Origin of the sequence: Roseixanthobacter psychrophilus (genome assembly GCF_043195195.1) — a bacterium.
Classification (GTDB): Bacteria; Pseudomonadota; Alphaproteobacteria; order Rhizobiales; family Xanthobacteraceae; genus NCEH01.
This window is the reverse complement of sequence record NZ_JBAFWT010000027.1, coordinates 37985-63796: the sequence shown is the minus strand read 5'-3', so window position 1 is coordinate 63796 and position 25812 is coordinate 37985. Positions and strand designations below refer to the sequence as shown.

The following is a 25812-nucleotide window of genomic DNA, read 5'->3' as shown; positions in this document are numbered from 1 at the left end:
GAAAGGAAGCCGTGATGTTGAAGCTGATCGCCAGCCGTATCGCCACCGCGATCCCGAGCCTTATTGGCGTGGTGATCGTCACCTTCATGCTTACCCGCGTGCTACCGGGCGACGCCGCCGCTTATTTCGCCGGCCCCGCTGCGACCCCGCAGGCGATCGCGGAAATCCGCACCAAGCTCGGCCTCGACAAGCCGCTGCCGGTGCAGTTCGTGGATTATGTGACGGCGCTGTCGAAAGGCGACCTTGGTTCTTCGCTCTCCACCGGCCAGCCGGTCGCGACAGAGATTGCGAGCCGCTTGCCGGCGTCCGCCGAGCTGACCCTCTCAGGCCTCATCCTGGCGCTCGCCATCGCCATTCCCTTCGGCATCATGGCAGCGGTGAAGCAGGGAACCTGGGTGGACCATGCCTGTCGCGTCATCACCACCGCCGGCGTGTCGCTGCCAGTTTTCTTCACCGGCCTGCTGTTGGTCTATGTGTTCTATTTCAAGTTCGGCTGGGCGCCTGCGCCGCTCGGGCGGTTGGACGTGTTCTACACAGCGCCGCCCACCGTCACCGGCTTCTATCTCATCGACAGTCTGATCGCGGGTGATCTTGAAACCTTCCGCTCGGCGGCAGCGCAATTGGCGATCCCCACGGTAACGCTTGCGATCTTTGCGCTTGCTCCCATCGCGCGCATCACCCGCGCCTCCATGCTTTCGGTGCTGTCGTCGGAATTCGTGCGCACGGCACGGGCGGCCGGGCTCACGCCATACAAGGTCATCATGGTCTATGCGTTTCGCAATGCCATGCTGCCGGTCATCACCACGCTCGGCATGGTGTTCTCCTTCCTGCTCGGCGCCAACGTGCTGGTGGAGAAGGTGTTCGCCTGGCCGGGCATCGGCTCCTATGCGGTCGAGGCGCTGATCTCCTCGGACTATGCGCCGGTGCAGGGCTTCGTGCTCGCCATGGCCATTCTCTACATCGTCCTCAATCTCGTGATCGACCTCACCTACGGTGTCATCGATCCGCGCGCACGGAGCGAAGCATGACCCTCGCAAACCCGGCCGATCGCGGATCGGCTTTCTCTTCCGGCGGCCTTGCGGCGACGCTGCGCCACGCGAAATATGTGATCTCGGAAAATCCGGTCACGGGGCTCGCCTTCGGCATGTTCCTGGTGCTGATCGTGGCGGCCGCCATCGGCCCCTACATCGTGCCTTATGACCCGCTCGCGAGCGACACCAAAGCCGCGCTCCAGGCGCCCTCCTGGGCCCATTGGTTCGGCACCGACCAACTCGGCCGTGACATGTTCTCCCGCGTCATCGTGGCGACGCGGCTGGACATGGGCATCGCCATTTTTTCGGTGGCGCTGGTTTTCGCCGCCGGTGGGATTGCCGGCATCGCTGCGGGCTTCTTCGTGGGGTGGACCGACCGCATCGTCGGGCGCATCTCCGACACCATCATGGCCTTCCCCCTGTTCGTTCTGGCCATGGGCATCGTGGCGGCGCTGGGCAACACGGTCACCAACATCGTGATCGCCACCGCCATCATCAATTTCCCGCTCTATGCCCGCGTGGCGCGGGCGGAGGCGGCGATCCGCCGGCAGTCCGGCTTCATCCAGGCGGCCCGGCTCACCGGCAACAGCGAATGGCGCATCCTGCTGACGCAGATCCTGCCCAACATCCTGCCCATCATGATGGTGCAGATGTCGCTGACCATGGGCTACGCCATTCTGAACGCGGCCGGCCTGTCCTTCATTGGCCTCGGCGTGCGTCCGCCGACCCCGGAATGGGGGATCATGGTGGCGGAGGGCTCGGCCTTCATCGTTTCCGGCGAATGGTGGATCGCGCTGTTTCCCGGCCTCGCGCTGATGTTCGCGGTGTTCTGCTTCAACCTGCTGGGTGACGGTCTGCGCGACATCGTCGATCCCCAGCGCCGCACCTGAGGGGGCGCGCCATGCACGGTGTGATCGATATGACGCAGGCCACCACCCCCACCCCCGCCGAGGAGGCGCGCGGCCCCCTGCTGGAGGTGCATCACCTCACGGTGGAGTTCGCCACCCGCAAAGGCATCGTCACCGCGGTGAAGCAGGTGGACCTGACGGTCCGCAAGGGCGAGACCGTGGGTATCGTGGGCGAGAGCGGGTCCGGCAAGTCCGTGACCTCCTACACGCTGATGCGCATTCTCGACCGGGCGGGGCGGATCGCGGAAGGGACCATCACCTTCTCCGGCATCGACGTCGCCAATGCCACCGAGCGCACCATGCGCGACCTGCGCGGGCGGGAGATCTCCATGATCTTCCAGAATCCGCGCGCGGCGCTCAATCCGATCCGCAAGGTGGGCGACCAGATCGGCGATGTGCTGCTGCACCATCTCCAGGCCGAGCCGCGCAATGTGAAGGCGAAGGTGATCGAGATCCTGGAGCAGGTGCGCATCGCCCGGCCGCAGGAGCGCTATCACGCTTATCCCTTCGAGCTGTCGGGCGGCATGTGCCAGCGCATCGTGATCGCGCTCGCGCTCGCGTGCCAGCCGCAATTGCTGATCGCCGACGAGCCCACCACCGGCCTCGACGTGACCACGCAGAAAGCGGTGATGGATCTCGTGACAGAGCTGACGCGGGCGCGCGGCATGTCCACCATTCTCATCACCCACGACCTCGGCCTCGCCGCCACCTATTGCGACACGGTGGTGGTGATGGAGAAGGGCAAGGTGGTGGAAACCGCGCCGGCCGAGCAGATTTTCCGCGCGCCGCAGCATCCCTATACGCAGAAACTGGTGCGCGCGACGCCGCGTCCGGGGATTGCGCTCAGCGACCTGCTGCCGGAGGTGCCTGTCGGTTCTCCAGCTCTCCCCGAGGGGGAGAGGTCGGCGCCGCAGGCGACAGGTGAGGGGGCACAGGCTTCATCGCAAAGGCCCGACCCCCCTCACCCAGCCCCTCTCCCCGGCGGGGAGAGGGGATTGCCCGGGACGCCCCTCCTGAAGGTGGAAAACCTGCTGAAGGAATATCCACGCCAAGGAATGCCAACCGGCTTCCTCGCAAAGCTCTCCGGCAAGAAGGCGCTGCCCGAGGACGCGCTCTTCCGCGCCGTCGACGGCCTCTCCTTCGAGGTGAGAAAAGGCGAGAGCGTCGGTCTGGTGGGCGAGAGCGGCTGCGGCAAATCCACCACCTCCACCATCGTCATGCGGTTGATTGATCCCACCTCCGGAAAGATCACTTTCGACGGCATGGACATCGGCTCCATTCCGGCCAAGGCCTTCGCCCACCATCCCATGCGCCGGCGCATCCAGATGGTGTTTCAGGACCCCACCGACAGTCTGAACCCGCGTTACACCGCCGCCCGCGCCATCGCCGATCCGCTGCTGCGCATGGGCGAACAGTTTGGCATTCGCGGCGGCGCCCAGATGCGGGCGAAAGTAGAGGAGCTGGCCAGCATGGTAGGCCTGCCGCTCGACCTCCTCGACCGCTTCCCGCACCAACTCTCGGGCGGCCAGAAAGCGCGCGTCGGCATCGCCCGTGCCATTGCTCTCAAACCCGACTTGGTGATCCTCGACGAGCCCACCGCCGCCCTTGACGTGTCGGTTCAGGCGGTGGTGCTGAACCTGCTGGAGGAACTGAAGCAGACGCTCGGCATGAGCTATCTGTTCGTCTCCCACGACCTCCACGTGGTGCGCCTGTTGTGCGACCGGGTCATCGTCATGCGCCAGGGCAAGATGGTGGAGGAGGGCACCTCAGAACAGGTGCTCGAAGCCCCGCAGGCTGCCTATACGCGCGAGCTGATTGCCGCCATTCCCCATCCGCCGGTGTGAGAGGTCTCATGTCCAAACCCATTGAACGGCCGGTCCCGGCCGTCTCCGACGGCGCGCTTGAGCTGATGCTGGACGGCGCCATCGAAGCCTTCGCGCTGAAAGTTGAACCGCAGTGGCGGGCCGAAGCCCTGGTCAATCTGCGGATGATCGCCGATGCCGCGAACCTCGTGCGTGGTCTCGATCTCGGCGATGAATTCGATCCTGCCCCGGTCTATCGTCCATGACTGTCGCCATCGATCCCAAGGCTGAACACCCGGCCCTTTCCGCCACCGCCACCGCCGCTGAAATCGCCGCCGCTGTCGCGGTCGGGTCGGTCACGGCCCGTGCGGCGACGGATGCGGCGCTTGCCCGCATCGCCGCGCGCGATCCCAAGGTGAACGCATTCACCGATGTAACCGCAGAGCGCGCACGTGCCCGAGCGGACGCGATCGATGCAGACCGCGCCGCGGGGAAAATTCTCGGACCGCTGGCCGGCGTGCCTTTTGCGGTGAAGAATCTGTTCGATATCGCCGGCCTGCCCACGCGGGCGGGCTCCAAGATCAATCGGGAGCTTGCGCCGGCCACACGCGACGCCGCCCTTGTCGAACGTCTGGAAGCCGCCGGAGCGGTGCTCGTGGGCGGGCTCAACATGGGCGAGTACGCCTATGATTTCACCGGCGAGAACATCCACGACGGCGCCTCGCGCAATCCTCACGCGCTGGATCACATGACCGGTGGGTCTTCCGGTGGATCAGGGGCGGCCATCGCGGCGGGAGAGGTGCAGCTGGCGCTCGGCTCCGACACCAACGGCTCCATTCGCGTCCCTGCGTCCCTGTGCGGCATCTTCGGGCTGAAGCCGACATACGGCCGGCTGACGCGCGCCCGCAGCTTTCCCTTCGTTTCCGCTTTTGACCACCTCGGACCGTTCGCCAGATCGGTGGAAGATCTCGCGCTCGCCTATGACGCCATGCAGGGGGCGGATGCCGACGATCCTGGCGTCGCCGACCAGCCGGTGGAGCCGGCTCTCCCCAGCCTGAAACGAGGAATCGAGGGACTGCGCATCGCGGTGGCGGGCGGCTACTTCCGTCAGCGCGCCATGCCAGAGGCTCTGGCGGCAGTGGACAAGGTGGCGCAGGCGCTTGATGCGATGCGCACTGTCGATATTCCCGAAGCCGCCCGCGCCCGCGCCTCGGCCTATATCATCACCGCGGCCGACGGGGCTGGGCTCCATGCGGAGCGGCTGCGTCAGCGGCCGCAAGATTATGACCCCGCCGTGCGCGACCGGCTGATCGCCGGGCTCGCCATCCCGGCCGCCTGGACCACTGCGGCCCAGCGCTTCCGTCGCCATTTCCGGACGCAGATGCTGGCGCTGTTCGAGGAAGTGGACATCCTGCTTGCCCCCGCAACTCCGACCCGCGCCCCGAAGCTCGGCCAGAAGACGTTCGTGCTGGATGGTCAGACTCTGGCTGTGCGACCGAACCTCGGCCTGTTCACCCAGCCGATTTCCTTCATCGGCCTGCCGGTGGTGGCGGTGCCGATATGGCTCGATGAGGGGCTGCCCCTGGCGGTGCAGGTGATCGCGCCGCCGTGGCGGGAGGATCTCGCCCTGCGGGTGGCCCATGACCTGCAACAGCGCGGCATTGCCCAGGCGCCTGTGGCATCTCTCTAGGAGTGCATATGGATATTGATATTCCCGAAGTCGTGGCCGAGGTTGCCGAAGCATTCGCGCGCTATGAACAGGCGCTTGTCAGCAATGATGTGCCCGCCCTCGAAGGGCTGTTCTTTGACGATCCCCGCACCATCCGGTTCGGCGGCGGGGAAAACCTCTACGGCATGGACGCCATCCGTGCCTTCCGCCGCGCGCGCTCTCCGTTGGGTCTCATGCGTGAATTGAGCGAGACGGTCATCACCACCTACGGGCGGGATTTCGCCGTCGCCTCCACCTTGTTTGCGCGCGAGTCCGGTCCCGGGCTCCTCGGTCGGCAGCAGCAGACCTGGGTGAGGTTCGACCAGGGCTGGAGGGTCGTGGCCGCCCATGTCAGCACCATCCCCAAGCCACCCGACGATGCGTTCTGATTGGTTCAGGCAAAGCCCTTTCTGTGTCCCGCGAATCCGGTAGCGTTCCGTCATGACTTTTCCAGCGTCTTCCACCGAAGTGGCACGGGTTGCCCGGCCCCGCCGGCGCCGCGCCCAGACGCGGAGCGTGACGCGCACGGAGGAACTGCGCCTACAGATCGCCGACGATATCGTCGGCGGCCGCATCGCCCCCGGCACGCCTCTGGAGGAGATGGAGATCGCGCGTCGCTACGGCGTCTCCCGCACGCCGGTGCGCGAGGTCATCCGCGACCTTGCCGCCTCCGGCCTCGTGGAGACGCGGCCGCATCGCAGCGCCCTGGTGGCCAAGCCGAGCTTCGAGCGCCTGCGTGGCATGTTCGACGTGATGGCAGAGCTGGAAGCGCTGTGTGCAGGCCTGTGTGCGCTCCACATGACGCCGGCCGAGCGGGGACAGCTTCAGGCCATTCATGCCGACCTTGCCGATCTGACCCGTCGGGGCGACGAGACCAATTATACCTTTCTGAACGAGCGCTTTCACACCTTCCTTTATGGTGGGGCGCACAACGATTATCTCACGGAGATCACCCTTGCGACGCGGGCACGGCTGCAGCCGTTCCGGCGCGCGCAGTTCCGCAATCTCGGCCGTCTCGCGCTCTCTTACGCCGAGCACGACCAAGTAGTCACCGCGATCTTGCGCGGCGACAAGGCAGAGGCGGCGCATGCCATGCGCGCACACATTCTGACAGTCGAAGTCGCCTATGAACGCTACGCCGAAAGCGTGTGAGACCGCCTCGCCCCCGGATCGGGGCGAGGCCTTGGGCCTCAGGCGGATTTTGCAGCAAGGCTCTCCATATAGGCGCGGAACCCGCCGAAATCAGTGATATCAGCGCAGCCTTCCACGCCCGCCGCTTCAGCGAGAAACCCGGCGACGCTGCTCCCATCGGCGAGCGTCACGCTGCCAAGGCCCAGCGGGGCGGGGATTTGCGCCAGCAGCCGCCCGACTCCCTCGAACGGTAATGACCAGACCTCTCCGCTCAGCGCCGCCCCGCCTTCGCCGATCCGCGTCACCCCAGGCCGCGTCACGCTGCCGGCCAACAGTGACATGCGATAGAGCGGGGCTGTCTCCACTTCCCCGACCAGCCGGGCGCCGAGGGCGACCAGTTCGCCGTTGAGGCCCATGCCGGAGAGGTGGGCGCCGAATACGCAAATGTCGAGCCGCCCGGTGTCCGGCGCTGGAGCGAGGGGCGGTGCCTGCGGGGCGGTTTTACCGGTTGCGCCAAGTGGCAGCCCGGTGGAGGCTGCGAAGGCGCGGGCGATGGCGGCAAGCTTGGCATCGGCACCCGCAGGCGCCAGAAGCGTGATGCCATACGGCACGCCGCTAGCGGCGATGGCGGCGGGAACGGCGGTGCCGCACATATCCAGCAGGTTGACGAAATTGGTGTAAGTGCCATTGCGCGAGTTGAGGCGGATATTGTCCGCGAGCACGGCTTCCAACGTATAGGCGGTGGGCGCGGTGGGCAGCACGATGGCATCGAGCGATGCGAGCACGGGCTTCACCTTGGCCTTCAATTCCTGAAGCCGATACAGGGCGCGGAACAGGTCGGCGGCGCTTGGCTGGGCGCCCGCTTCCGTGATGGTGCGCGTCACCGGATGCACCGCCTCGGGATCGGTGGTGAGCAGCTTTTCCGCGACGATCCAGCGCTCGGTGACCCAAGGCCCTTCGTACAGCAGCCGGGCGGTCTCCGCGAAGGGCGCATAGTCGAATTCCACCAGCGTTGCACCCTGTGCCTTGAGGCGGTCGAGAGCGCCCTCATAAGCCGCGGCCGCATCGGAATCGCCGAAGAATTCGCGCTGGTCCGGCGGCAAGATGCCGAGCACCGGTGCCGCCGGCGCGGCATAGGGGCCGACGGGTAGGGCGCGGGAAAAGGCGTCGGCGGGATCGAATCCGGCCATCACCTGAAGCGCCGACATTGCGTCATCCACGGTGAGCGCGAAGATGGAGATGGCGTCCAGCGTCCTGCAGGCTGGAACGAGGCCGGTATTGGGCACGAGGCCGAGGCTCGGCTTCAGACCGACGATGTTCTGAAGCATGGCCGGCACGCGGCCGGAGCCGGCGGTGTCGGTGCCAAGGGCCAACGGCACGATGCCGGCGGACACCGCCGAGGCCGAGCCGGAGGACGAGCCGCCGGGCACCAGATCGGCCTTGAAGGCATTGCGCGGAATGCCATAGGGCGAGCGTGTGCCGACGAGGCCGGTGGCGAACTGGTCGAGATTGGTCTTGCCAATGATGAGTGCGCCCGCCGCCTTCAGGCGGGCGATGACGGTCGCGTTCGCGCTGGGCTGATAGGCGAAAGCCGGGCAGGCCGCCGTCGTGGGCAGGCCGGCGACGTCGATATTATCCTTTACCGCGATCGGGATTCCGTAGAGCGGCAGGGCAGTGTTGCCCGTAGATTCAAGTGCGGCGGCCTCTGCCAGAACGTCCGCTTCCGAGCGCAGGGTGATGAACATCGCCGGATCGTCATGGGCCGCGATGCGCGCATAAGTCTCGCGTACTGTGTCGCTAGGCGTACGCGTTCCCTGGCGGTGGGCGGCGAGAAGGGTGGCGACCGTGTCCATGCGGAACTCCAATGCGTATTCGCAAGGGGTTAAGCAGGATCCGGGCCAGCTTCAACATGCACGGCGCGGTATTGAATCCGCGCCGCAGGGCGGCATGAATGCTTGTCCTGCGCCGTCTCCCGTCCCCATAACCCCGTTACGGCTTAGCACACACGCATTCATAGGACCGCTTATTTAGGACTATAAATTAGGCATTTGCATAAAATATAATCCATTATTCGCGCATTGCATGCACGTCACGGACGAACGGGGTTGGACGGCGTGACACCCGGAGGTGCCGCGGGAGAAGTGGTTGGCGGAGCCGGCTCGATCGGTGCCGCCGGCACGTTGGCCGGGGCGGTTTCGGTCGGGTCGGGTGTGCCGCGGTCGGAGAACATCACCGCCGCGGTCAGTGCTGCAACCAGGACTACCGCGCCCATGGTGAGGGTTGTGCTGCGAGACATGAGGCTCCTCCAGAGCTGTTTGACCTAAGGTCATAAACGTCGGAGGAGCCATCTGGTTCATCTTGGGCGAACGCCGCGCGGCGTTCCGGCATCGGGCAGAGCCTATCAGTCGCGGAAAACCACGGTCTTGTGGCCATTGGGAATCACCCGGTCCTGCAGGTGCCAGGAGAGCGCGCGCGCGAGGACGCGGCGCTCGATATCGCGGCCCTTCCTCACCAGATCTTCCGGGCTATCCTGATGGCTGATGCGTTCCACATCCTGCTCGATGATCGGGCCTTCATCGAGGTCGGATGTCACGTAATGGGCGGTGGCGCCAATCAGCTTCACCCCGCGCATATGGGCCTGATGATAGGGCTTGGCGCCCTTGAAGCCCGGCAGGAAGGAGTGATGGATGTTGATGCACTTCCCGGACAGCTTGGCCGAAAGCCCGTCGGAGAGCACCTGCATATAGCGCGCGAGCACCGCAAGGTCGGAGCGGCTGGACTGGAACAGATTCCAAATCTGGGTTTCCTGCTCCAGCTTGGTCGCCTTGGTGACCGGCAGATGGTGGAACGGAATGCCATCGAAATCCAGATGCGCATAGGTTTCGCGGGAATGGTTGGAGATGATGCCGGTCACCTCCATGAGAATTTCGCCGATGCGCCAGCGATAAAGCAGATCGGCAAGGCAATGGTCGAACTTGGATGCGAGCAGCAGAACCCGGCGTTTTTCGCTGGTGGCACGCAGCGTCCATTGCAGGTTCAGCGGCTGCGCCACCTCCTCGAACTGGCTGCGGATGGCGCCAAGTGTGGTGTCGCCTTCCACCACGTTGAACACGACGCGCATGAAGAAGCGGCCGCTTTCGGTGTCGTCAAACTGCTGAGCTTCCAGGATGTTGCAACCATGCTGGAACAGGAAGGTCGAAACGCCGGCCACGATGCCAGGGCGATTGGGGCAGGAGAAGGCGAGGACGAACTGGTCGGAAGGCGCGATCATGGCAGATCCATCACGTCAAAGGAAAATGCGGGAGGCTTTTTTGGGGGGAAGCGCGCGGCGCGCCGCCGTCAACCTCGTCCGGTGCCTAAGAGCGCAATGCCGAATTCCGCGCCGGCCGTGGTCAGCGCCCGAAGAAAAGCCGGAGCGAACGAGCGCGGAACGGCAAAGCGATAGGTGGGGGCCGCATTGGTCTGCCACAGCAGGACCGGAACCAGCGCCACCAGCGTGGATGCAGCATCGCCGGCCTTGAAGGCGCGTGGGTCGAGGTCGAGCGGCACCAGCTTGGCCAGGGCATCGCACACACCCGGTCCGGTCAGTTCAATGACCACTTGTCCGTCGCTCTGGTCGGTGAGCGCCACGGTCTTGCCGAACGCTGCCTCCAGGCGGGTGAGGAGTGCCGCGCCGGGCGTGTTTTCAGCCAGGGCGAGAAACCGCCCGGGACCTGTGCCGATCAGGGTCAACTCATCCACCGATGCGGTGTGCGGTCCGGCTGGCAGTGTTAGTCCAAGGGAGGACTGCGCCAGCTCTGCCGCCGCCACGCGCGCGTCCTTGCGCACCACGATCGTGGCAAGGGCGAGGGCGTCCACCACCCGCGCCTCCACGCCTGGTGTGCCGGCACATGCCCCGTAATGCCCTTCGGGCACGAAGGCGCTTGCGGGAATTTCAGCAAGAAGCTCAGACACGCAGCCGCTCCCCTTCCGGATCGACGAAGCCCGGATCGCACACTTCCACCTCAATGTCGCCACCTCGGACTGGGTCATAGGCGCGCACGTTCTGCCCGATCCGCGCCCGGCCGCCTTTCAGGAAGCCGAGGCCGATCCAGTGGCCAAGCGTGGGCGAATAGGCGACCGAACTCATATAGCCCTCGTCGTTCTCCACCTGTGGCGCCGCGCCAATTGGCAGGAAATGGGCGCCGGCCCGCAGGCGATGCGCACGATCCATCGGCTTGAAGCCAATAAAGCTCGGCCGGTCGGGATCGGTGAAGCCTTTGCGGCCCGCCATGATGCGCCCGATATAATCCTTCTTGGTCGAGGCCATCTTGCCAAGACCAAGGTCGCGGGCGCTGGTCTGCCCGGTCAATTCGTTGCCGGAGACATGGCCCTTTTCGATGCGCATCACGCCGAGCGCCTCGGTGCCGTAAGGGGTAATGCCGAAGGAGTGCCCAGCCGCCATCAGCGCCCGCGTCAGTGCTTCACCCTGGCGGGCCGGAACGGCGATTTCGTAGCCGAGTTCGCCGGAGAAGGAGAGGCGGAAGATGCGGGCCTGCACGCCCTTCATCACCGTTGCCTCCACCGCGCCCATGAAAGGCAGGCCGGCATTGGAGACGTCCAGCGGCGCATCGACCACCTTGGCCAGCACGTCGCGGGATTTCGGCCCGGCGATGGCGATCTGCGCCCATTGCTCGGAGATGGAAGCAAGCTGCACGTCCAGTTCCGGCCACAGAACCTGGAGGCAGAATTCCAGATGCTGGAACACCTTGGCGGCATTGGCCGTGGTGGTGGTCATCACATAATGGTGGTCGGCGAGGCGCGCGGTTGTGCCGTCGTCCATGACGATGCCATCCTCGCGCAGCATCACGCCATAGCGTGCCTTGCCTATGGCGAGCGTGGAGAAGGTGTTGATATAGACCCGGTCCAGAAAGGCGCCCACATCCCGCCCCTGGAGATCGATCTTCCCGAAGGTGGAGACGTCGATCAGGCCGACCGAGCTGCGCACCGCCTTCACCTCGCGGGTGACGGTCTCCAGCCAATCCTTTTCGCCGGGCTTGGGGAAATATTGCGCGCGCAGCCACAGACCGGTTTCCACGAACACCGCGCCCTGCGTCTGCGCCCAGGCATGGGTGGGGGTGGGCCGCGTCGGGCGGAAATCCTTTTCGCGATGATGTCCGGCGAAGGCGCCGAAGGCGACCGGCGCGAAGGGCGGACGAAACATGGTGGTTCCAGTCTCGCCGATGCCCTGGCCGGTCAATTCCGCCATGATGGCGAGGCCGGCCATGTTGGAGGATTTGCCTTGGTCGGTGGCCATGCCGAGCGTGGTGTAGCGCTTCAGCAATTCCACCGCCCGGAAGCCTTCCTTATAGGCGATGGCCACATCTTTCGCCGAGACGTCGTTCTGGAAATCCACGAACGCCAGCCCCTTTGACCCCTGCACATGCCAGAAAGCGGAGAGGGAGGTTGGCGTATCAGCCGCCTTGGGCAGTGGCGCAGCAGGGATATCGAAGCCGACGTCATGGGCTGCGGCCGCGCCCTGTTCCGCTCCGCTGGCGAAGCATTGGGCCAGCGAGAATTGCCCCATCGCCGCTCCGGCCACCGACAGGCCGGGGGGTGTCGCGCCCGGCACGAATGCGGCAAGCGTGGCATCATATCTCGGCCGCCCGCCAAAATAGCTTGTGAGCGCGAGATTTGGGGTCGCCCCGCCGGAGATGCCGAGCACTTGCGCCGGCAGAACCTGCGTGCCGGTCTTGGTGCGCACGGTGACGGAGGCGAGCTGCTTGCCCGAAGTTGCGATCACTTCGCCACCGGCAATGACGGCGATGCCTCGCGTTTTGGCTTCCTGCGCCAGCGCCGCCGACACGATTTCGCGCACATCCACGATGGTGGAGACTTTCACGCCCGCGTCGTGCGCGTCGAAGGCGGCGCTCCAGGCGTGGTCATTGTTGGCGAACACCACGGCCTTAGCGCCGGGGGATACCGCATGACGCACCGCATAGGTCCGAAGCGCCTGCGCCGACATGACGCCCGGCCGGTCATTTCCGCCGAACACGATGGGCCGATCGAAGGCGCCGGCGCACAGCACGGCGCGCTTGGCGATGATCTTCCAATAGCGTTGGCGTGGCTGGAACGGCCCGGGCACGGGCAGATGGTCGCCCACGCGCTCCAGTGCACCATAGGTGCCGCCATCGTAAATGCCGAACACCGTCGTGCGCGGCATCACCCGCACATTGGGCAGCGCGGCAAGTTCTGCTTGTGCCTTGGACAGGAAGACGCCTGGGGCGGCTTCATCAATGGCGGTGCGTTCGCTGTTCAGCCGGCCGCCGAGGAGGATATCCTCATCCGTCAGGATCACCCGCGCCCCGGCACGCCCCGCGGTGAGCGCGGCGAGCAGGCCAGACGCCCCGCCGCCGATCACCAGCACATCGCAAAAGGCGAACGCCTTCTCATAGCTGTCGGGATCGGCCTCCTCCGCTGCCCGGCCGAGGCCTGCGGCGCGGCGGATGGCGGGCTCGTAGAGCTTTTCCCAAAGCGCTGCCGGCCACATGAAAGTCTTGTAGTAGAAGCCCGCGCCGAGGAAAGGCGAGAACAGCTGATTTGCGCTTAACAAGTCAAACGAGAGCGAAGGCCAGCGGTTCTGGCTCGTGGCTTCGAGCCCGTCATAAAGCTCCACCATCGTGGCACGGGTGTTGGGTTCGCGCCGGGCGCCGGTGCGCAGTTCCACCAGCGCGTTCGGTTCTTCGGAGCCGGCCGAATAGATGCCGCGCGCACGATGATACTTGAACGAGCGGCCCACCAGCCGCACATCATTGGCAAGCAGAGCGGACGCCAGCGTATCGCCCGCAAATCCCTTATAATCTTTGCCATCAAAGGTGAAGGCGAGGGGCTTGGCGCGGTCGATAAGGCCGCCAGAGGACAGGCGGCTCATGGCATCACCTCGGCCGAAGACGGGTCGGCTTTCGGCGCGCGGACGAAGCGGGCACCGGAGATGTCATGGGTGCGGGTATCGCGCGTCACCACCAGCCATTGGCGGCAGCCGGCGGCATGATACCACAGTTCCTCATGCGGGCCGGCGGGGTTGTCCCTGAGATAGACATATTGGAAGAACGCCTCCTCGGCGTCCGGCGCATCGGGTGCGGGGCGGGAGACGGTCGCATCCCCGAGATAGGAGAATTCGTGCGCGTCGCGCACGCCGCAATAGGGGCAGGGAATACGCATGTCAGTGCAGGTTCGGCTGGGCGCCGACCCCCTTTTCGTCGATGAGATGGCCGGTGCGGAAACGGTCTAGGCGGAAGGCGGCGTTCAACGCATGGGGTGCGTCTTTCGCCAAGGTGTGGGCAAAGCACCAGCCCGAGGCCGGGGTTGCCTTGAAGCCGCCATAGCACCAGCCAGCGTTGAGATAGAGGCCGGGCAAATGGGTCTTGTCGATGATCGGGGAGCCGTCCATGGACATGTCCATGATGCCGCCCCAATGGCGCAGGATGCGTAAGCGACCGATGCGCGGGAACAGCGCCATGCCGGCTTCGCACACATCCTCGATCACCGGCAGATTGCCGCGCTGGGCATAGGAATTATAGCCGTCGATGTCGCCGCCGAAGACAAGGCCGCCCTTGTCCGACTGGCTGATGTAGAAATGTCCGGCGCCGAAGGTGATGACCCCCGGCACCAGCGGCTTCAGCCCCTCCGAAACGAAGGCCTGCAAGACATGGCTTTCCATCGGCAGGCGCATGTCCAGCAATTGGGTGAGGCGTGAGGTGGAGCCGGCAACCGCCAGTCCCACCTTGCCGGCGCGGATCGGCCCGCGCGTCGTCTCGACGCCCACCACGGCGTCGCCGACGCGGATGAAGCCGGTGACTTCGCAATTTTGAACAATGTCCACGCCAAGCTTGCTGGCCGCGCGCGCATAGCCCCACACGACCGCGTCATGACGCGCCGTGCCGCCACGCTTTTGCAGCAAGCCACCTTGGATGGGAAAGCGCGACTGGTCGAAATCCAGGAACGGTGCCATATCGCGCACCTGATCGCGGTCCAGCAATTCGCTGTCCGCCCCATTCAGCCGCATGGCATTGCCGCGCCGCGCATAGGCATCGCGCTGGGCGTCGGAATGATAGAGGTTCAGCACGCCCCGCTGGCTGACCATGGCATTGTAATTGACGTCCTGCTCCAGACCCTCCCACAGCTTCATTGACCATTCATAGAAGGGTTCATTGCCGGGCAGCAGATAGTTGGAGCGGATGATGGTGGTGTTGCGCCCGGCATTGCCGGAGCCGATATGGCCCTTCTCCAGCACCGCCACATTGCGGATGCCGTGCTCCTTGGCGAGATAATAGGCGGTCGCGAGCCCATGGCCGCCGCCGCCCACCACAATCACGTCATAAGCCGGCTTGGGCACGGCGTCGCGCCATGCCGGGGTCCACCCCTTCTGGCCGTTGAAGGCATTGGCGAGGATCGAGAGGACGGAATAATGCGACATGCCGGGCGGCTCACTCAACGGGGGCAGATCACCCTTATGAGAATCCATACCGCACCTGAAAATAAGGCATGATATAATTATTGCTTATAGTATGGGAGCCGGCTCATGGCCTTGCGAGGCGTTGCCCAGCGGGCGGAAGCCCTGCCGTTCGATCTGCGCACGCTTGAGATTTTTTTGGCGGTCTGCGAGCAGGGTGCGATGGCGGGGGCTGCGCGCCAGCTTGGCCTCACCCAGCCTGCCGTTTCGCAGGCCGTGGCGGACCTTGAAGCGCGCACCGGCGCGGTGCTGTTTGACCGTTCGGTGAGGCCGCTGGGTCTCACCCCAGCGGGTGGGGTGCTTCGCCAGCGGGCCAGCGCGTTGCTTTCGGAGGCCCGGCAGATCGCTCCCATGTTGCGGGAGACTATGCACGGCCGCTTGCCGCTCTTGCGCGTCGGTCTGGTGGATTCCCTTTCGCGGGCCCTGGCTGCACCTTTGGGCGCCCATCTCATGGCGCTGGCGGATCAGGTCTCCATTCTCTCCGGGCTCACGGCCTCCCATGCTTCGGCCTTGCTGACGCGGCAGATGGACCTGCTGCTGGCGCCCGATGAACTGGAGGAAATCGAGGGGCTGGAGCGGTTCGTACTGTTGACCGAGCCTTATGTCCTGATCGCACCCGTCGGCACGCAGAAACCCGCGCGCGTGGATGATCTCGCGAGCCTCGCCGCGCGCTTGCCCCTGGTGCGTTTCTCCGCTCGCTCCAAAACCGGCATCGAGGTGGAGCGCCATCTGCGTCGGCTGAAGCTGGACCTGCCGCGCCGGCTGGAGTTCGATACGCCCCAATGCGTTACCGCAATGGTGGCGCAGGGTGCAGGCTTCGCCGTGACAACACCTTTGTGCCTGCTGGAGGCGGCAGTGCCGATGGCGCAGCTTGCCTGTTGGCCGCTGCCCGGTCCGGCGTTCCAGCGCAGCCTCACCCTGATCGCCCGTCGCCAGGAGCTCGGCCGCCTACCGCGCGACGTGGCCGCCTTCTGCCGGACGCATCTGGAGGAGAAATGCTGGCCGGAGCTGCGGGCGGCGATGCCGTGGCTGGGGCAAGGGTGATTGTAAAAAAAACCGGCGCATCAGGCGCCGGCTTGTCGTTCCGTCTCAATCCGCAGCGGTAAAGCGGTTCAGATATCCAGAGTGGTTTCACGTTCCCACTGGGTGAGATGGCGGGAATAGGCGTTCCATTCCTCCATCTTCAGCTTCACGAAACCGGTCACCAGACTGTTGCCCATGCGTTCGCTGAGGACGGTTGAAGAGTCCAGCGCGCGCAATGCGTCCAGCAGATTGAGCGGCAATTTCTTGGCGCCCTCCACCTTGTGGCCGTCGGTGTACATGTTGATATCGAGCCGCTCGCCGGGGTCGCGCGCATTCTGGATGCCGTCCAGCCCCGCCGCCAGCACACCGGCCTGCAGCAGATAGGGATTGGCGGCCCCGTCGGCGAGACGGAATTCGAACCGGCCCGCGTCCGGAATGCGGATCATGTGGGTGCGGTTATTGCCGGTGTAGGTCACCGTATTGGGCGCCCAGGTGGCGCCGGAAATGGTGCGCGGCGCGTTGATGCGCTTGTAGGAATTCACCGTCGGATTGGTCAGGGCGCAGAGCGCGTCGGCATTATGAATCAGCCCGCCGATGAAGCTGTAGCCGAGGTCGGAAACCCCGAGCTTGCCCGCCTTATCGCCGAACGCGTTCTTGCCATCCTTGTCCCACAGTGAGACATGGACGTGGCAACCCGAACCGGTGAGGTTGATAAAGGGCTTGGGCATGAAGGTGGCACGCAAGCCATGCCGCTCGGCAATGCTCTTGACCATGAACTTGAAGAACACGTGCCGGTCGGCGGTGACAAGCGCGTTGTCGTAATTCCAGTTCATTTCGAACTGGCCGTTGGCGTCTTCATGGTCGTTCTGATAGGCGCCCCAGCCGAGCGACAACATGGCGTCGCAGATTTCCTTGATGACCGGATACTGGCGCATCAAAGCGGACTGGTCGTAACAGGGCTTCACCGCCGTGTCGGCGGTATCATGGATGGCGCTGCCATCGGCATTGGTGAGGAAGTATTCGCACTCGACCCCGCTCTTCATCTCGTAGCCGAGGGCGGCGGCGGCGGCGAGCTGCGCCTTCAGCACCGTGCGGGGCGCCTGCTCGACCAGCTTGCCCTCCATGTAGAGGTCCGAAGCGAGCCAACCGATCTCCGGGTTCCAGGGAAGCTGGATGAGGGAGGTGGGGTCCGGCACCGCGAACAGGTCCGGGTCGGCCGGGGTCATATCGAGCCAGGTGGCGAAGCCGGCAAAACCGGCCCCATCCTGCTGCATGCCCGATATGGCGGAAGCCGGCACCAGCTTGGCGCGCAGGCCGCCGAACAAGTCGACGTAGGAGATGAGGAAATATTTGATGCCCCGCTCCTGGGCAACCTTTGCGAGGTCTGCGTCGGGGGTGAGGGCTGAGGCAGCGGCGCGGCCATCGGCTTCGCGCGTCATTTCGGGCAATCGGATCATGTCAAATCCTCTGGGAAGGTCTTGTATTTTCGTTGTGTTGCCGACGCGCCTGGATGAAGGCGCGCCGGTCCGGCCGGGCGATCAGTAGGCGCCGCCCTTGCCGGGGATCCAGTTGGTGCCAGCAAGCGGCACGCCAGCCATGGCGGCGGCCTCGATGGTGAGGGCCACGAGGTCCTCCGGCTCCAGATTGTGCAGATGGCTCTTGCCGCAGGCCCGCGCGATGGTCTGCGCTTCCAGGGTCATCACGCTGAGATAATTGGCGAGCCGCCGGCCCGCCTTGATCGGATCCAGCCGGGCTGAGAGCACGGGATCCTGGGTGGTGATGCCGGCAGGGTCCAGGCCCTCGTGCCAGTCGTCATAGGCGCCGGCGGTGCTGCCAAGGGCCTCGTATTCCGCCTCATATTGCGGATCGTTGTCGCCGAGCGCCACCAGCGCCGCGGTGCCGATGGCAACCGCATCGGCGCCCAGCGCAAGGGCCTTGGCCACATCCGCCCCGTTGCGGATGCCGCCGGAGACGATGAGCTGCACCTTGCGGTGTAGGCCGAGGTCGCGCAGCGCCTGAACCGCAGGGCCGATGGCCGAGAGGATGGGCAGGCCGACATGCTCGATGAACACGTCCTGCGTCGCCGCCGTGCCGCCTTGCATGCCATCGAGCACCACCACGTCGGCGCCGGACTTCACGGCCAGCGAGATGTCGTAATAGGGGCGCGAGGCGCCGACCTTCACATAGATCGGCTTCTCCCAATCGGTGATTTCGCGCAATTCGCCGATCTTGATTTCCAGATCGTCCGGGCCGGTCCAATCCGGATGGCGACAGGCGGAGCGCTGGTCGATGCCCTGCGGCAGGTTGCGCATGCCCGCCACGCGGTCGGAAATCTTCTGCCCCAGCAGCATGCCGCCGCCACCGGGCTTGGCGCCCTGGCCGATCACGATCTCGATCGCGTCCGCCTTGCGCAGGTCGTTGGGATTCATGCCATAGCGCGAAGGCAGATATTGGTAGACCAGGGTCTGCGAATGGCCCCGCTCTTCGCTCGTCATGCCGCCGTCGCCGGTGGTGGTGGAGGTGCCGACTGCCGACGCCCCGCGCCCCAGGGCTTCCTTCGCCTGCGCGGAGAGCGCACCGAAGCTCATGCCGGCGATGGTGACAGGGGTCTTGAGCGTGATCGGCTTCTTCGCGAAGCGGGTGCCGAGCACCACCTCGGTGCCGCACTTTTCGCGATAGCCTTCAAGCGGATAGCGCGAGACTGAGGCGCCGAGGAACAGCAGGTCGTCGAAATGAGGCAGCTTGCGCTTGGTGCCGCCGCCGCGGATGTCGTAAATGCCGGTCGCAGCCGCGCGCCGGATCTCCGACAGGGTGTGCGGGTCGAAGGTTGCGGAGAAACGGGGCAAAGTGCGGGGGACGTTGGAGTGGGCGCTCATGATAGTGTCGTCCTCACGCATCAATAGGCATCGACATTGTCGATGTGGAAATTGTAGAGCCGGCGAGCCGAGCCATATCGCTTGAACTCGGATACATCGATGGTGCCGGAGAGACCTGCGGATGCGAGCTTTTCGTTGAGAAGCTGCTTGTGCTCGTCGCGCAATTCCTTCTCGATGCAGTCCGCACCGAGGCTCTTCACCGAACCGCGCACGAACAGCTTGGCTTCATAGAGGCTGTCGCCCAGCGCTTCGCCGGCATCGCCGAACACGATGAGATTGCCGGACTGGCCCATGAAGGCGCTCATATGGCCGATCGAGCCCTGTACGATGATGTCGATCCCCTTCATGGAGATGCCGCACCGGGCCGAGGCATTGCCGTCGATACGCAGCATGCCGCCATGGGCCGTGGCGCCGGCCGCCTGGCTGGCGTCGCCCAGCACATGGACGAAGCCGCTCATCATGTTCTCGGCGACGCCGACCCCGGCATTGCCGTGGATGATGATGCTCGCCTGCTGGTTCATGCCGGCGCAATAATAACCCACATGACCCTCCACCTCGATGGTGATTGGAGCGTCCACGCCGGCCGCCAAAGCATGTCGGCCGTTGGGGTTGAGCACGCGCCAGAGCTTGGCATTGGTCTCGCCGGTGACCTTGTGCAGCGCGCCGTTCAGCTCGCGCAGCTCGCTTTGCGCGAGGTCGAAAGTGATGTCGGGGCTGAAGGCGTTCATGCGGCGCGGTCCCAGAAATAGACGGTAGCAGGCTCGGGCTCGAACACGCGGGCATCGGCGATGCCCGGCAGGTTCACCAGGGCGCGGTATTCGGAGGCGAACGCCACATATTGGTCGGTCTCGGCCATCACGGCCGGCTTGCAGGCGATGGGATCGCGCAGCACGCCGAAGCCGCTTTCGGTGCCGACAACGAAGGTGAAGAAGCCGTCCAGATCCTTAAGCCCGGCTTCCAGAGCATCGCCAAGGGTGTCCCCCTGCTTCATGCGCCAGGTGAGATATCCGGCGGCGACTTCGCTGTCGTTCTCGGTGGCGAAGGCGATGCCTTCGCGCTTGAGCTGGCGGCGCAAATCGTTGTGGTTGGAGAGCGAGCCATTGTGCACCAGGCACTGGTCGGCGCCGGTGGAGAAGGGGTGGGCGCCGGCCGTGGTCACCGCGCTTTCCGTCGCCATGCGGGTGTGGCCGATGCCGTGGGTGCCGCTCATCTTCGGCAGGTCGAAGCGCTCGGCGACCTCGCTTGGCAGGCCGATCTCCTTGAAGATCTCCATGCGCGCGCCGGTGCCGACGATGGCGACCTCGGGATGATGGGCCGCGAGCGCCTCGCGCACGACGGCTTCCTTGGCTGCGGGAATTTCGATCACCGCATGGCTGGCCCGCACGACGAGACGGGGGTCGCCACCGACGACGACCGAAAGCGAATGGGCAAGGCCCTCGAAATCATAGCCTTCCACGGCCCGCAGGGAGAGCTTCACATGGTCCGCCGCGCCATTTCCGTAGATGGCGAAGCCGGCGCTGTCGGGACCGCGATCGGTCATGACGCACAGCATGGAGGAAAGCATTTGTCCAAGCTCGGGCTCGAGTTTGGGGTCTTTCAGAAAGATACCGACGATGCCGCACATGGCTGAACTCCGGGGGCCGAAACATGGCCGTCTTCGGAGTGGTACGCCGCGCGCGCCGCCTCGTCAACGCGGGCGGAATAAAATTTTCTCTCTAGGAAAACGCTACAGAGCCCGGGGGCTCAGCGCGGGTCGCGCGTGTAGACGATGATGGAAAGATAGGTCATCGGCGCAACGATCAGCTCTTCGGGACCATGTGCGGCGCCGGAATCGAACATCAGAGAATCGCCGGGGCGCAGGTGATACGTGCGGTCGGCGTGGCGATAGAGCACTTCCCCGCTGAGCATATAGATGAACTCCACCCCGGCATGGCGGAAGCCGGTGTAAGGCGCGGCCTCCTGCGACAAGGTGATGAGATAGGGCTCGACCACGATGTCGCCGCCCAGTCCATGGCCCAGCAATTCGTATTGGTGGCCGACCTTGGTGCCTCGCCGTTCGATGATCACGCCCTGGTGGGCCCGCACGAAGGAGCAGTCGCGCCGTTCCTCGAAGGTGGAGAACAAGGTGGTGATGGGCACGTTCAAGGCTTTGGAAATGGCCTGGAGTGTCGCCAGGGAAGGGGAAATCTGACCGTTCTCGATCTTTGACAGCATTCCCACGGAAATGCCGGCGGCGCCGGCCAGATCGGAAACGGTGAGGTCCAATTGCCGGCGGATGGCGCGGACCTGAATGCCAAGTGCATCCTCAAGAGTGCTGGCAACTGCCGCGGGAGCGCCCGACCCGGTCGGATAATCGACCACCTCGGCGGCCTCGCTTGCGGCTCTGGTCTTGCGCTCTGCCACTCTCGTGCCCCTGGTCCCGTGGTTCGTCGATAATGTGTATCTTCCCGTGTCTTGGGCGCGATGGCCAGCGTTTCCGCGCATGCCGCTGCGTCCGGCGTCGCCGACCGCCTGCCTTCGCCGTTTTCACGCGGCGGAGTTTGGGGAATGGGAGGGTGTGCCCGCGCTGTTCTGCAGCCGATCGAGGTGCTGGCGGATATGGGCCGCCTCCGCAGGCGATGAGGCGAGCGAAATCGCCATGTCGAACGCGATTCGCGCTTCGTCCTTGCGGTCGAGCTGAAGCAGCAGGGCGCCTTTCAACCCGTGGAAATGGAAATAGCCCGCCAGGCGCTGCCCAAGAGGGCCGATCATGGCGAGCGCAGCCTCAGGCCCGCGCACCTTGGAGACCGCGACCGCCCGGTTGAGCGTGACGACTGGGGAGGGCTGGAGATGCTCCAGCATGGCATAGAGCAGGTCGATCTGGCCCCAGTCGGTCTGTTCAGGGCTTTCCGCTCGGGCATGCAGTGCGGCGATTGCCGCCTGGATCAGATAGGGCCCCGGCCGGCGGTGGCGCATGGCCTTGTCGATGAGGGCGAGGCCCTCGGCCACCATGGTGGAATTCCAAAGCCGGCGGTCCTGATCGTCCAGCAACACGATAGCACCGTCGGCGTCGTGGCGGGCCGCCGTGCGCGCGTGCTGGAGCAACAGCAGCGCCAGCAGGCCCATGATCTCCGGCTCGGCTTGAAACAGGCGAAGCAGCAACCGCGCGAGGCGGATCGCCTCGTCACACAGCGATCTGCGGGCATCCGCATCCGCTCCAGTGGCCGAATAGCCTTCGTTGAACAGCAGATAGAGCATGGCGGCGACGGCGGCGAGCCGGTCCGCGCGCTCCACCGCGCCGGGTGTCTCGAACGGCACGTTGGCGCGGGCAATGCGGCTCTTCGCGCGGGTGATCCGCTGCTCCATCGCCGCTTCGCTCACCAGGAACGCGCGCGCGATCTGGGATACGCTGAGCCCGGAGACGATCCGCAGCGCGAGCGCGATCTGCTGCGTCGCGGGCAGCTCGGGATGGCAGCAGATGAACAGCAGGCGCAACACGTCGTCGCGATAATGGTCGCCGTCGAGGCGTTCGGCGAGTTCGTCCTCGGTATCGCCGAGATCGGAGAGGCTTTCCTCGGGCGGCAGCGGGGCAAGCCTGGCGCGCCGGCGCGTTTCATCAATGCCGGAATTGCGGCCGACCATGATGAGCCAGGCGGCCGGATCGCGCGGAGGGCCGTTCTTCGGCCAGGTGCGCAACGCACGCAGGCAGGCCTCCTGGACCGCTTCCTCGGCAAAATCGAGGTCGCGGAAATAGCGTAGCAGCGCTGCGGTGGCCTGCGGACGGGCGGCGGCGAGGGTGGCGTCGATCCAGGCAAGGTCGCTCACGCACCGGCACTCCCGGGATGGTAGAGCGCGATCGGGCGGATTTCATAAGCGCCACCCGGATTGGCGCGGCCGAGCTCGCGTGCGGCCTCCAGCGCTTCGTCCAGCGTGTCGAATTCGACCACGTAGAAGCCGAGCAATTGTTCCTTGGTTTCGGCGAACGGCCCGTCGAGCACCAGCGGCGGATCCTGGTCCTTGCGCAAGGTGGTGGCGGCCGTGGTGGGCAGCAGCCGCACCACCGGGCCGAGCCGGCCGTCCCGTTCCAGCTTCTCGTGCACGGTCATCAGCTTGGCCATGACCGCATCGTCCTCCTCCTTGCTCCAGGAACAGACGACATCCTCGGAATGATAGCAAAGAATGGCATACAACATCGGTTTTCTTTCCTCCTCCTGCCTAAGACGGGCCACACTGGCCGCAGCCGACAGGGATCGGAATTAAAACCGGTTTATCTTTGATTTCCCATACGGAAGCTGCGGGCAGCGGCGCCACAATGCACAACGTCCGCGCGCGGCGAGGCCGTGGCGGACGTCAGGCATTGGAATTGCGATGTCGAACGGAGGAAAGCGGAGAGGCGCGCTGTTCAGGCGCGCTTCTTGGCGATGGCGATGGTCGGCAGCATCGGCACCGAGCCTTCGGCCCGCGGAATGAGGCGGAGGTCGCTTTCGAGGACGACGCGCTCATGTTTTTCGGCCGAGGCGCGCACCCGATAGGAGCATTCCCCTCGCTCGAAAGGCATCAGCGCAACGATATCGTATGCGCCCGCAGTGGCTCGATAGAACGGACCGATGGAAAGTTCGACGTGATCGCCGAGAGAAAATTTATGAATTGACATGAAAATACTATACGCTCTTTACCGCGGCAGAGCTACGATTTTACTGAAACCGGCGGCCTTTATTTATATTTTGGTTGGCTCCGTCGCAGCGCCCGCGCGCGCCCTCGGCAATATCCGTCGCGGCGTTCCGCATGCCTGAGTAGCGCTTCCCCAGAGTAAAACGGCGGAACCGACGAGGCTGAACGGCACGCAGCTTTCATGTAAGCTATCAAAATCCGGCGGCGTCGCGTCCCCCCAGGGGACGGTACCTGCTCAATCACGCCATGTTCCCACCGTTCTCCGTCATCTCTCTTCCCCCCGGCTTCCCGCCCTCGTGGCATTGAGCGAGACCTTCGGCCATGACGCTTCTGCTCCCTTTGCTCACCGGAATTCTATGCGGCCTTCGCACCATGACGCCATTGGCGATGGTGAGCTGGGCGGCTTGGCTCGGCTTGCTGGACCTTGGCGGCTCCTGGCTGGCGTTCCTCGCCTCCGGGATCGCGGTCGCGGTGCTCAGCCTCTTCGCCCTGGGTGAACTCGTCGCCGACAAGCTGCCGTTCACGCCAAGCCGCAAGGTGCCCATGCAGTTCGGCGCGCGCATCGTCAGCGGCGCCGTGTGCGGCGCGGCCCTTGCCATGCCTGCCGGGGCGGCATTGGCGGGGATCGCGCTCGGTGTGGTGGGGGCGGTGATCGGCACCTATGGCGGCGCGGCCGTGCGGGGGCGGCTTGCAGCCCGGCTCGGATATGACCTGCCGGCGGCTCTGATCGAGGATGTGATCGCGGTGGCCGGCGCCCTCCTCGTTCTGGGAGCGCTACGATGAGCGAAGCTTTCGATGCCATCATCATCGGCGCGGGGCAGGCCGGGCCGCCGCTCGCCGGGCGGCTGACCTCTTCAGGCATGCGGGTGGCGCTGGTCGAGCGCCAGTTGATCGGCGGCACCTGTGTCAATACCGGCTGCATGCCGACCAAGGCTCTGGTGGCGAGCGCCTATGCCGCCCACATGGCCCGTCGCGCGGCGGATTTCGGGGTCGTGGTGCCGGGGGCGGTGGGCATCGATATGGCGCGGGTCCACGCCCGCGCCCATCAGGTGACGATGAACGCCCGCAACGGGCTCACCGCCTGGATGGAAGGCATGTCCGGCCTGACTTTGCTGCGCGGGCATGCCCGGTTCGAGAGCCCGACCAGCCTGCGGGTCGGCGATGCGGTGCTCAGTGCTCCCCGCATCTTCCTCAATGTGGGCGGGCGCGCCCTGGTGCCGGACCTGCCGGGCCTTGGGGAGATCGACTATCTCACCAATACCGGCATGCTCGATCTCGACGTGGTGCCGGGCCATCTGGTGGTGGTGGGCGGCAGCTATATCGGCCTTGAATTCGCTCAGGCTTTCCGCCGGTTCGGTGCCGATGTCACCGTGTTGGAGAGGGGGCCGCGCCTGGTGCCGCGGGAGGATGAGGATATTTCCGCCGAGATCGCCCGCTTTCTCACGGCCGAGGGGATCGCGGTGCGCACCGGCGTCACCTCGCTCGCCTTCGCCAGGGACGGGGCGGGCGCGAAGGTGCGGGCGGAGGGAGATGGCGGGACGCCGGAGATTGCCGCCAGCCATGTGCTGATCGCCATTGGGCGGGTGCCGAACACGGGCGATCTCGCGCTGGACAAGGCGGGGGTGGAGGTGGACGGGCGCGGCTATATCAAGGTCGACGACCAATTGCAGACCAATGTGCCCGGCATCTGGGCCATGGGGGATTGCAACGGGCGCGGCGCCTTTACCCATACCGCCTATAATGATTTCGAGATCATCGCCGCCAACCTGCTCGACGGGGCGGCGCGGCGGCTGTCGGCGCGGGTTTCGGGCTATGCCCTCTATACCGACCCGCCGCTCGGCCGCGTGGGCATGAGCGAGGCGCAGGCGCGCGAGAGCGGGCGGCTGCTGCTGGTCTCGACCCGCCCCATGTCGCGGGTCGGGCGGGCGGTGGAAAAGGGTGAGACCACTGGATTCATGAAGATGATGGCGGATGCGCAGACCAAGCGCATCCTCGGTGTCGCCATCCTCGGCACCGGTGGCGACGAGGCGATCCACGGCATTCTCGACATGATGAATGCGGACCAGCCCTATGATGTCCTGCAATGGGCGGTGCCGATCCATCCGACCGTGTCGGAACTCATCCCGACATTGATTGGAGATTTGAAGCCGGCCGGCTAGGACGCATCGAACCGAAAGGCCCCGCAAAAGCCC

General features: G+C 65.3%; 25 protein-coding genes. 10 read left to right on the top strand and 15 right to left on the bottom strand.

The window, feature by feature from the left end; all coding sequences use genetic code 11:
* The first annotated feature begins 14 nt into the window (after window positions 1-14).
* The 7 genes from V5F77_RS20155 to V5F77_RS20125 are packed head-to-tail and all read left to right on the top strand — an operon-like array spanning window position 15 to window position 6601.
* A complete protein-coding gene (locus V5F77_RS20155) occupies window positions 15-1028 on the top strand; it encodes an ABC transporter permease (RefSeq protein ID WP_429007132.1) in 1014 nt (337 codons plus the stop codon).
* Window positions 1025-1921, top strand: coding sequence for an ABC transporter permease (locus tag V5F77_RS20150; protein WP_429007131.1), 897 nt, complete (start codon window positions 1025-1027; stop codon window positions 1919-1921). Before V5F77_RS20155 ends, V5F77_RS20150 begins: the two co-directional genes overlap by 4 nt.
* A 29-nt stretch (window positions 1922-1950) precedes the next feature.
* Entirely contained in the window at window positions 1951-3783 is a 1833-nt protein-coding gene (locus tag V5F77_RS20145; RefSeq protein ID WP_429007149.1) for a dipeptide ABC transporter ATP-binding protein, read from the top strand.
* A gap of 8 nt (window positions 3784-3791) precedes the next feature.
* Complete coding sequence (locus tag V5F77_RS20140; protein WP_429007130.1) at window positions 3792-4007, top strand: AtzG-like protein; 216 nt, start codon at window positions 3792-3794, stop codon at window positions 4005-4007.
* Complete coding sequence (locus tag V5F77_RS20135; RefSeq protein ID WP_429007129.1) at window positions 4004-5431, top strand: AtzE family amidohydrolase; 1428 nt, start codon at window positions 4004-4006, stop codon at window positions 5429-5431. The genes V5F77_RS20140 and V5F77_RS20135 overlap by 4 nt, the downstream gene beginning before the upstream one ends.
* A gap of 8 nt (window positions 5432-5439) precedes the next feature.
* Window positions 5440-5838 (top strand): oxalurate catabolism protein HpxZ, encoded by a 399-nt coding sequence (gene hpxZ, locus V5F77_RS20130; protein ID WP_429007128.1) that lies wholly within the window; start codon window positions 5440-5442, stop codon window positions 5836-5838.
* 52 nt (window positions 5839-5890) lie between these two features.
* Window positions 5891-6601, top strand: a complete 711-nt coding sequence (locus tag V5F77_RS20125; RefSeq protein WP_429007127.1) for a GntR family transcriptional regulator — start codon at window positions 5891-5893, stop codon at window positions 6599-6601.
* A gap of 38 nt (window positions 6602-6639) precedes the next feature.
* Here V5F77_RS20125 and atzF read toward each other — a convergent pair whose 3' ends face one another.
* The 7 genes from atzF to V5F77_RS20090 form a co-directional block, all read right to left on the bottom strand.
* Window positions 6640-8433 carry an allophanate hydrolase gene (gene atzF / locus V5F77_RS20120; protein WP_429007126.1) on the bottom strand — a complete coding sequence of 598 codons (1794 nt, stop codon included), beginning with the start codon at window positions 8431-8433 and terminating at the stop codon, window positions 6640-6642.
* 236 nt (window positions 8434-8669) lie between these two features.
* Window positions 8670-8876, bottom strand: coding sequence for a hypothetical protein (locus tag V5F77_RS20115; RefSeq protein ID WP_429007125.1), 207 nt, complete (start codon window positions 8874-8876; stop codon window positions 8670-8672).
* Window positions 8877-8981: 105 nt separating this feature from the next.
* Complete coding sequence (gene purU, locus V5F77_RS20110; RefSeq protein WP_429007124.1) at window positions 8982-9851, bottom strand: formyltetrahydrofolate deformylase; 870 nt, start codon at window positions 9849-9851, stop codon at window positions 8982-8984.
* Window positions 9852-9919: 68 nt separating this feature from the next.
* A complete protein-coding gene (locus V5F77_RS20105) occupies window positions 9920-10534 on the bottom strand; it encodes a sarcosine oxidase subunit gamma (RefSeq protein WP_429007123.1) in 615 nt (204 codons plus the stop codon).
* Entirely contained in the window at window positions 10527-13490 is a 2964-nt protein-coding gene (locus V5F77_RS20100; RefSeq protein WP_429007122.1) for a sarcosine oxidase subunit alpha family protein, read from the bottom strand. Before V5F77_RS20100 ends, V5F77_RS20105 begins: the two co-directional genes overlap by 8 nt.
* Entirely contained in the window at window positions 13487-13780 is a 294-nt protein-coding gene (locus V5F77_RS20095) for a sarcosine oxidase subunit delta (RefSeq protein WP_429007121.1), read from the bottom strand. Before V5F77_RS20095 ends, V5F77_RS20100 begins: the two co-directional genes overlap by 4 nt.
* Before the next feature lies 1 nt (window position 13781).
* On the bottom strand, window positions 13782-15035 hold the full coding sequence (locus V5F77_RS20090) for a sarcosine oxidase subunit beta family protein (RefSeq protein WP_429007120.1): 1254 nt from the start codon (window positions 15033-15035) through the stop codon (window positions 13782-13784).
* A gap of 105 nt (window positions 15036-15140) precedes the next feature.
* Between V5F77_RS20090 and V5F77_RS20085 the strand changes: the two genes are divergently transcribed.
* On the top strand, window positions 15141-16115 hold the full coding sequence (locus V5F77_RS20085; RefSeq protein WP_429007119.1) for a LysR family transcriptional regulator: 975 nt from the start codon (window positions 15141-15143) through the stop codon (window positions 16113-16115).
* Window positions 16116-16183: 68 nt separating this feature from the next.
* Here the strand turns inward: V5F77_RS20085 and glnT are convergent, their stop codons facing one another.
* The 8 genes from glnT to V5F77_RS20045 all read right to left on the bottom strand — a co-directional run bounded on the left by glnT (window position 16184) and on the right by V5F77_RS20045 (window position 23507).
* Window positions 16184-17533, bottom strand: a complete 1350-nt coding sequence (gene glnT, locus V5F77_RS20080; protein WP_429007148.1) for a type III glutamate--ammonia ligase — start codon at window positions 17531-17533, stop codon at window positions 16184-16186.
* A gap of 99 nt (window positions 17534-17632) precedes the next feature.
* Entirely contained in the window at window positions 17633-18970 is a 1338-nt protein-coding gene (locus V5F77_RS20075; RefSeq protein WP_429007118.1) for an FMN-binding glutamate synthase family protein, read from the bottom strand.
* Window positions 18971-18990: 20 nt separating this feature from the next.
* Window positions 18991-19698 (bottom strand): protein glxC, encoded by a 708-nt coding sequence (locus tag V5F77_RS20070; protein ID WP_429007117.1) that lies wholly within the window; start codon window positions 19696-19698, stop codon window positions 18991-18993.
* Window positions 19695-20594, bottom strand: coding sequence for a class II glutamine amidotransferase (locus V5F77_RS20065; protein ID WP_429007116.1), 900 nt, complete (start codon window positions 20592-20594; stop codon window positions 19695-19697). The genes V5F77_RS20070 and V5F77_RS20065 overlap by 4 nt, the downstream gene beginning before the upstream one ends.
* A gap of 119 nt (window positions 20595-20713) precedes the next feature.
* Window positions 20714-21373: a helix-turn-helix domain-containing protein gene (locus tag V5F77_RS20060; RefSeq protein ID WP_429007115.1), complete on the bottom strand. Its 660-nt coding sequence runs from the start codon at window positions 21371-21373 to the stop codon at window positions 20714-20716.
* Window positions 21374-21496: 123 nt separating this feature from the next.
* Window positions 21497-22774 carry an RNA polymerase sigma factor gene (locus V5F77_RS20055; protein ID WP_429007114.1) on the bottom strand — a complete coding sequence of 426 codons (1278 nt, stop codon included), beginning with the start codon at window positions 22772-22774 and terminating at the stop codon, window positions 21497-21499.
* On the bottom strand, window positions 22771-23142 hold the full coding sequence (locus tag V5F77_RS20050) for a YciI family protein (protein WP_429007113.1): 372 nt from the start codon (window positions 23140-23142) through the stop codon (window positions 22771-22773). The genes V5F77_RS20055 and V5F77_RS20050 overlap by 4 nt, the downstream gene beginning before the upstream one ends.
* 209 nt (window positions 23143-23351) lie before the next feature.
* Window positions 23352-23507, bottom strand: coding sequence for a hypothetical protein (locus tag V5F77_RS20045; RefSeq protein ID WP_429007112.1), 156 nt, complete (start codon window positions 23505-23507; stop codon window positions 23352-23354).
* Window positions 23508-23941: 434 nt separating this feature from the next.
* Between V5F77_RS20045 and V5F77_RS20040 the strand changes: the two genes are divergently transcribed.
* Together V5F77_RS20040 and V5F77_RS20035 are read left to right on the top strand one after the other, a co-directional pair.
* Window positions 23942-24403 carry a DUF4126 family protein gene (locus V5F77_RS20040; RefSeq protein ID WP_429007111.1) on the top strand — a complete coding sequence of 154 codons (462 nt, stop codon included), beginning with the start codon at window positions 23942-23944 and terminating at the stop codon, window positions 24401-24403.
* Complete coding sequence (locus V5F77_RS20035; protein WP_429007110.1) at window positions 24400-25779, top strand: FAD-containing oxidoreductase; 1380 nt, start codon at window positions 24400-24402, stop codon at window positions 25777-25779. The genes V5F77_RS20040 and V5F77_RS20035 overlap by 4 nt, the downstream gene beginning before the upstream one ends.
* Window positions 25780-25812: the final 33 nt, after the last annotated feature.